Raw genomic sequence first — 6,932 nt, 5'->3', positions numbered from 1 at the left:
TGCATCGAGGGGTCGAAGAACAACGTCAGGTACACCCCGGTCAGCAGCAGGATGATGAAGCTGTAGAGCGCGATCTCGCCCAGCAGGAACGACCAATGCGTCGGGAACACCTTGTTCATCTGGTGCCGCAGGCCCTTGGCCAGCTGGTAACGCTGGTCGGCGTTGTTCGCGGCCTCGCCCACGGCCTTCTCGACAGCGCTCGACCCCTTGGTCGGCGTGGTGAGTGAACTCATGACTTACGCTCCCAAAAGGCCGGACCGATGGCCTCGATGAAGTCGCCTCGCGCGATCAAGTATCCCTCTTCGTCCACCGTGATCGGTAGCTGGGCCAGCGGCCGCGTCGCCGGGCCGAAGATCGGCTTGGCGTAGTGGAGGGCGTCGAACTGCGACTGGTGGCACGGGCACAGGATGCGGTTGGTCCGCTGCTCGTACAGGGAGGTCGGGCAGCCGACGTGGCTGCAGATCTTCGTGTACGCGTAGTAGTCGCCGAAGTTGAAGTCCTCCTGGCCGGCCCGCTTGACCACCTTGGCGGCGTCGGTCGGGCGCAGGCGGATCAGCATGACCGGGTTGTCGACCCGGGTCAGCGCCGCGTTCAGCTTCTCTTCGTCGTGTGCCTCGGTGTCGCGGTACGGGAAGACCGTGACCATCGCGCCGGCGTCGAGGTCCTCGGCCTTGACCCGGCGGACCTCCTTGACGTCCTCCTCGATCGAGCCCGAGATGGTGCGCAGGTAGACCTTCTCGCCCGGGAAGTTGGGCTGCCAGCCGGTGTGCCACAGCGAGTCGCGGGACTCGCTGTCCTTCCACGGGTTCTTGATGAAGGACGCGACCGGCAGCGCGGCGGCCGCGAGGCCCAGCGCACCGGCCCCGGCGATCGCCGAGCGCTTGATCAGCGACCGGCGGGCGATGGTGCTGCGGTTCCCGGCGTCGGCCAGGTGCGCGAGGATCGTCGCCCGGTCGACCTCGGCCGACCCGGCACCGTCCGCGTCGGTCCGCTGCTGCACCGCGACCTCGGCGGGCACGAACTTCTTCGTGTACAGGATCACGCCGATGCCCAGGCCGAGGATGGCCAGGCCCAGCGTGATGCCGAGCATCGGGGTGTAGAGGCTGTACCAGAAGTGGCCGCTCTCGTTGTCCGGCGCCTCGTACTTCCACGGCCACCAGATCAGCGACACGACGAACCCGATCCCGGCCAGCGCGGACAGCCCGAACCAGAACGCGACCAGGCGCTCGGCCCGCTTCTCCGCCCGGGTGCCCTCCACGGGCCACGGGGTGGGGTACTCGACGATCTCGACCCCGTCGAGCTGCCCGCCCAGCTTCACCAGCTGGTCGCGGTCCATCTCAGCCAGCTCCGCCTCCGTCGGCGGCTTCGGCCCCTCGGCACTCATGCCTTCGATCCAATCCACAACGTCACGCCGATCAGCGCGGCGATCCCGACGATAAAGGCGATCACGCCCTCCGAAGCGGGGCCGACCCCGCCGAGGCCGTTCCCACCCGGGTCATTGTTGCCGTCCGACACCGACTTCACGTAGGCGACGATGTCCTTCTTCTCTTCCGGCGTCAGCTGCCGGTCGGAGAACTTCGGCATGTTCTGCGGGCCGGTGAGCATGGCCGTGTAGATCTGCTCTTCGCTGGCCGGGTCCAGGTTCGGCGCGTACTTGCCGGCGGACAGCGCGCCGCCGCGGCCGGTGAAGTTGTGGCACGACGCGCAGTTGAGGCGGAACAGCTCGCCACCGCGGGCCGGGTCGCTCCCCCGCAGGGCCTCGCCCTTCTCCGCGGGACGCTGGACGCCGCCGCCGTGCGCCTGGATGTAGGCGCCGACCGCGTCGATCTCGGCCTCGGTCAGCTTCGGCGGCTTGCGCGCGGCCTGGGCCTCCTGGCGCGCGGCGGGCATGCGGCCCGAAGAAGTCTGGAAGTACACCGCGGCGTCGCCGATGCCGATCAGGCTCGGCCCGCGGTCCTGCACGCCCTCGAGGTTCGCGCCGTGGCAGGCGATGCAGGTGTTGTTGTAGACCTGCTCGCCGAGGCGCAGCTGCGCCGGCGTGCCCTGGGCCTGCGCGGTCTGCGGCTCCGGGGCGAACACGGCGTAGAGGGCGCCGGCGCCCACCAGCGCGACGCCGAGCGCGAGCAGGCCGGCGAACCGCCTCCGCAGCTTCGACCGCGCGCGGTAGCGGCGCTCCGAGGATTTCGTGCTGGTGGTCATCTTGCGGCAACCCTTGCTGTCAGTTCAGGCCGATGGTGAAGGTGGTGGCGGCTGGGTGCGACCTACGGAAGGAGGTAGATCACACCGAAGAGGCCGACCCACACGATGTCGACGAAGTGCCAGTAGTAGGACACGACGATCGCCGACGTGGCCTGGGCGGGCGTGAACTTGCTCAGTTTCGTGCGGATGAGCAGGTACACGAAGGCGATGAGCCCGCCGATGACGTGCAGGCCGTGGAAGCCGGTCGCGAGGTAGAAGACCGTGCCGAACGGGCCGGACGGGATCGTCATCCCCTCTTCGACCAGGTTGTGGTACTCGTTGGCCTGGCCGCCGACGAAGATGGCGCCCATGATCAACGTGATGATGTACCAGCGGCGCAGCCCGTAGACGTCGCCGCGCTCGGCGGCGAACACGCCGAACTGGCAGGTCAGCGAGGACAGCACGAGGATCACCGTGAACGGGATCGCGTACGCCACGTTGAGGTGGAACTCCTCGCCGTGCAACGGCGGCGGCCACTGGCCGGAGGAGTTCTGCGCCTTGACGGTGAAGAACATCGCGAACAGTCCGGCGAAGAACATCAGCTCGCTGGACAGCCACACGATGGTGCCGACACTGACCATGTTCGGCCGGTTCAGCGAGTGGACCCGCTGACTGATGGTGGGAGCTGCCGTTGTCACGCGTCGCATTATGTCCTCTCGCACCGCCGCTCCGCCGGGTGGGTCCACGGCGAGCCGTCTGCGTAACCGATCACACCGGACGCCCGGGAAGGTGAGAGCTACTCATGGGTTTACTCGACCGGCTGCTTGACCTGGTCAAGAAGCGGGAAACGCCCGGTCTGACGGCCGACACGCCGGGGCTGAAGATCGTCGTGGCGGCCTTCGACCCGGCCGTCGCGGACTCCGCCGTCCTCGCCGCTTCACCCGACTGGGTCAGTACGGCACCGGCCGTTCTGCGGCACCACCTGCTGCTGCCACCGGACCGCGTCGCCGAGGCGGCGTCGGTCCTCGCCCAGGACGGCTACGAGCTGCGGGAACAGTCCCCTTCGGGCGGTTTGACGCGGGTGCTCGCGGTGCGCGTCCAGGTGCTCGACGCCCTGCACTGCGCCCAGGAACGGTCCCGGATGGCCGGCCTCGCGCAGCGCTCGGGCGGCGACGCGCTCGGCTGGGACGCGCAACAGCCGGAGCCGACCGCGTGATGTCGGTCTCGGCCGATACGATCGGGGTCGCGAAGCGTGCGGGTGACGATACGGAGGCATGCCTGATGGCCGAGTCGATGCGGGTCCTGGTGTTCAGCCACAAGGCGGAGGTGCGCGAGGCGATCGTGAACGCGGTCGGCCGGCGGCCCGCCGCCGACTTGGCGCGCGTGGACTACGTCGAGGCGGCCGGGATCGCCGACGTGCTGTCCGAGGTGGACGCGGGGAACGTCGACCTGGCGATCCTCGACGGCGAGGCGCAGCCGACCGGCGGCATCGGCCTCTGCCGGCAGCTGAAGAACGAAATCACCGACTGCCCCCCGATCGTGATCGCCGTGCGGCGCAAGGACGACCGGTGGCTGGCCACCTGGTCGCAGGCGGACGCCGTGCTGGTGCACCCGCTGGACCCGCTGACCGCCGCGGAGACCGTCGCCGACGTGCTGCGCGCGCGACGGGTCCCCGTCGTGAACGGCTGAGCCCGGTGACCACCCCGGTCCCCCGCACCTGGCCACCCCTGCTCAAGCAGCTCATCGCCGGTACCGACCTCTCCGCGGAGGACACGGCGTGGGCGATGGACCAGATCATGAGCGGCGCGGCGAGCCCGGCCCGGATCGCCGGGTTCGCGGTCGCGCTGCGCGCCAAGGGCGAGACGCCCGAGGAGATCGCCGGCATGGCGGCCACGATGCTGGCGCACGCCAAGCGGGTCGAGCTGGACCGCCCGGCGGTCGACATCGTCGGCACCGGCGGCGACGGCTCCAACTCGGTGAACATCTCGACGATGGCGACCATCGTCACGGCGGCGGCGGGCGCGCCGGTGGCCAAGCACGGCAACCGCAGCGCGTCGTCGAAGTCCGGCGCGGCGGACGTCCTCGAGGCCCTCGGCGTCACGATCAGCCTGCCGCCGGAGGACGTCCGGCGCAGCCTCACCGAGGTCGGCATCGGGTTCTTCCTGGCGTCGGCGTTCCACCCGGCGCTGCGCCACGCCGGCCCGGTGCGCAGCGAGCTCGGCATCCCGACGACGTTCAACCTGCTCGGCCCGCTGACCAACCCGGCCCAGCCGGGCGCGGCCCTGATCGGCTGCGCGTACGCCGACAAGACGCGGGTGCTGGCGGAGACGTTCGCCCGCCGCGGCACCCGGGCCCTGGTGGTCCGCGGCGACGACGGCCTCGACGAGATCACCACGACCACGACGTCGACGATCTGGGTCGTCTCGGACGGTGAGGTGACCGAGCGCGGCTTCGACCCGGCGGCCCTGGGCATCGCCCGGGCGACGGCGGAAGACCTGCGCGGCGGCGACGCGGCGGCGAACGCGGAGGTGGTCCGGGAGCTGGTCGGCGGCAAGCCGGGCCCGGTCCGCGACGCGGTCCTGATCAACGCGGCCGCCGCCCTGGCGGCCTTCACCGGCTTCTCGGCGTCCCTGGAGGACGATCTCCGGGCCGGCCTGACCCGGGCCGCGGAGGCGATCGACTCGGGTGCCGCGGCCGCCCTGCTGGACCGCTGGATCGCCTTCGGCTGACTCAGGCGCGACCGGCAGGGCCGGCCGCCGCATCGACCGGGTCCTCCGGTGCGGCGGCCGGCCCGCGGCGGCGTTGCGGGGCCAGCGCGGACGCCAGGACCGCGAGCATGCCCAGCGCCTCGGGCCAGCTCGGGCGGTGGCCGTAGAACGCGATGTCGACCAGGACCGCGACCACCGGGTACAGGTACGAAAGCAGCGCCACCGTCGTGGTCGGCAGCTTGCCGATGCTCGCGTACATCAGCACGTACATCAGGGCGGTGTGGACCGTCCCCAGCAGCACCAGCCACAGCAGGCCCGACGTCGTCGACGGCAGCGGCGTCACCAGCAGCAGCGGCGCGAGCACCAGGGCGCCCACCGTCGTCTGCACGGCGGCCAGCAGGTGCGGGCGGACGTGCTTCAGCTGCTTCGCGACGAAGGACGCTCCCGCGTAGAGCACGGCCGCGCCGAGGGCCAGCGCGATACCGGCCGGCTGCACCGGTTTGCCGTCCTCGCCGTGCGCGGACAGGGAGATCAACGCCACCCCGCCGAACGCGATCCCGGCCCGGACCAGGTGGCTCTTGGCCACCTTCTCGCCGAGGAACGCCGCCGCCAGGCCGACCAGGAGCAGCGGCTGGGTGTGGTAGACGACCGTGCTGACCGAGATCGACGACAGCGCGTACGAGGCGAACAGCAGCACCCAGTTGCCGACCAGGAACAGCCCGCCCAGCACGGCCAGGCCGAGGTCGCGCCGCGACGGCCGCCACGCCTGCAGCCAGCCGCGGGAGAGGCACCACAGCACGAGCAGCGCGCCGCCGACGAAGCAGCGGGCGAACGCCACGGCGGGGGCGGCCGCGCCGCTCTCGAGCACGACGGCACCGATCGTGCCGGACATCGCCATCGCCGCGGACCACTGGAGCAGCGGGCGGGTTTCCGAGTTCGTCATGCGGACCAGGTTCGTCGCGATCGGCGTGACCAACCAGTGTCAGAGATGACAACGACCGCAAAACTTGTGACAGGCTGGCGGTCATGGACGTCAACCGGGTCGCGGTGGTGCTCGCCGACCGCGTTTCACCGTTCGAGCTGGGTGTCGCGTGCGAGGTGTTCGGGACCGACCGCAGCGCCGACGGCATCGAGGGCTGGGACTTCGCCGTCTGCTCCCCCGGCGGGTCCGCGGTCGAGAGCTGGTCCGGGTTCGGGCTGTCCGGCCTGCGTGATCTGGACCACGCCGCCTCCGCGGACCTGCTGATCGTGCCGACGTGCGCGCCCCGGACCGCGCCGCCACCCGAACCGGTGCTGGCCGTCCTGCGCGACGCGGCCGCGCGCGGGGCCTGGGTGGCGGGGTTCTGCGCGGGGGTGTTCACCCTCGGCTACGCGGGCCTGCTCGACGGCCGCCGGTGCACGGTCCACTGGGTGTACGAGGCGGAGTTCCGGCAGCGGTTCCCGGCCGCCCAGGTGGACACCCAGGCGCTCTACGCCGACGACGGCGGTGTCCTGACCAGCGCGGGCACGGTCGCGGCGGTCGACCTGTGCCTGCACCTGGTCCGCCGGCTGCGCGGGGTCGACGCGGCCACGACGCTGGCCCGGCGGATGGTGGCGGCCCCGCACCGCGCCGGCGGGCAGGCCCAGTTCGTGCAGGCGCCCGTCCCGGCGACGGCGGCGGGCGACGACGCCGTGGTCGCGGAGGCCCTGGAGTGGGTGGAGCGACGCCTGGACCAGCCGTTCACCGTGGCGGAACTGGCCCGGCGCAGCGGCCTGGGCGAGCGGACGTTCCTGCGCCGCTTCTCCGCGGCGACGGGCACCACGCCGCACCGCTGGCTGACCGAACGGCGGCTGGACCGGGCCCAGGCCCTGCTGGAGGCGGGCGGCCTGTCGGTGGAGGACATCGCGACGGCGTGCGGCTACGCGTCGGCGGCCGCGCTGCGGCACCAGTTCAGCCGCCTGCGCGGCACGAACCCGTCCTCCTACCGCACAGCCTTCCGCGGCTGAGCCCCCTGCCGCGGCCGGTCGTGAGTGGTAAGGCGGGTTAGAACGCGCCTTACCACTCAC

General features: G+C 71.6%; 8 protein-coding genes and 1 pseudogene. 4 read left to right on the top strand and 5 right to left on the bottom strand.

The annotated features are described in order from the left end of the window. From ABZW17_RS46500 to ABZW17_RS46485, 4 genes and pseudogenes are all read right to left on the bottom strand, one after another. A pseudogene (locus ABZW17_RS46500) lies at positions 1 to 233 on the bottom strand (cytochrome b); the annotation flags it as partial. Next, positions 230 to 1,384, bottom strand: coding sequence for a ubiquinol-cytochrome c reductase iron-sulfur subunit (locus ABZW17_RS46495; protein WP_354829387.1), 1,155 nt, complete (start codon positions 1,382 to 1,384; stop codon positions 230 to 232). The pseudogene ABZW17_RS46500 and the gene ABZW17_RS46495, both read right to left, overlap by 4 nt. Beyond that, on the bottom strand, positions 1,381 to 2,199 hold the full coding sequence (locus tag ABZW17_RS46490) for a c-type cytochrome (protein WP_354829385.1): 819 nt from the start codon (positions 2,197 to 2,199) through the stop codon (positions 1,381 to 1,383). Before ABZW17_RS46490 ends, ABZW17_RS46495 begins: the two co-directional genes overlap by 4 nt. A 62-nt stretch (positions 2,200 to 2,261) precedes the next feature. Further along, complete coding sequence (locus ABZW17_RS46485) at positions 2,262 to 2,885, bottom strand: heme-copper oxidase subunit III (RefSeq protein ID WP_086681061.1); 624 nt, start codon at positions 2,883 to 2,885, stop codon at positions 2,262 to 2,264. A gap of 95 nt (positions 2,886 to 2,980) precedes the next feature. On the opposite strand from ABZW17_RS46485, the gene ABZW17_RS46480 reads away from it, so the two are divergent. The 3 genes from ABZW17_RS46480 (at position 2,981) to trpD (ending at position 4,907) form a co-directional block, all read left to right on the top strand. After that, a complete protein-coding gene (locus ABZW17_RS46480; protein WP_354829381.1) occupies positions 2,981 to 3,394 on the top strand; it encodes a hypothetical protein in 414 nt (137 codons plus the stop codon). A gap of 65 nt (positions 3,395 to 3,459) precedes the next feature. Beyond that, complete coding sequence (locus ABZW17_RS46475) at positions 3,460 to 3,867, top strand: hypothetical protein (protein WP_354829379.1); 408 nt, start codon at positions 3,460 to 3,462, stop codon at positions 3,865 to 3,867. 5 nt (positions 3,868 to 3,872) lie between these two features. Continuing rightward, entirely contained in the window at positions 3,873 to 4,907 is a 1,035-nt protein-coding gene (gene trpD, locus ABZW17_RS46470; RefSeq protein ID WP_354829376.1) for an anthranilate phosphoribosyltransferase, read from the top strand. A 1-nt stretch (position 4,908) separates the two neighbouring features. Here the strand turns inward: trpD and ABZW17_RS46465 are convergent, their stop codons facing one another. Then, positions 4,909 to 5,829 carry a DMT family transporter gene (locus tag ABZW17_RS46465; protein ID WP_354829373.1) on the bottom strand — a complete coding sequence of 307 codons (921 nt, stop codon included), beginning with the start codon at positions 5,827 to 5,829 and terminating at the stop codon, positions 4,909 to 4,911. An 83-nt stretch (positions 5,830 to 5,912) separates the two neighbouring features. Between ABZW17_RS46465 and ABZW17_RS46460 the strand changes: the two genes are divergently transcribed. Further along, on the top strand, positions 5,913 to 6,872 hold the full coding sequence (locus tag ABZW17_RS46460; RefSeq protein WP_354829370.1) for a helix-turn-helix domain-containing protein: 960 nt from the start codon (positions 5,913 to 5,915) through the stop codon (positions 6,870 to 6,872). Positions 6,873 to 6,932 lie beyond the last annotated feature (60 nt).

The sequence above is a fragment of the Amycolatopsis sp. NPDC004625 genome (genome assembly GCF_040609695.1).
Lineage (GTDB): Bacteria > Actinomycetota > Actinomycetes > Mycobacteriales > Pseudonocardiaceae > Amycolatopsis.
This window is presented reverse-complemented; position numbering and strand designations above follow the sequence as displayed.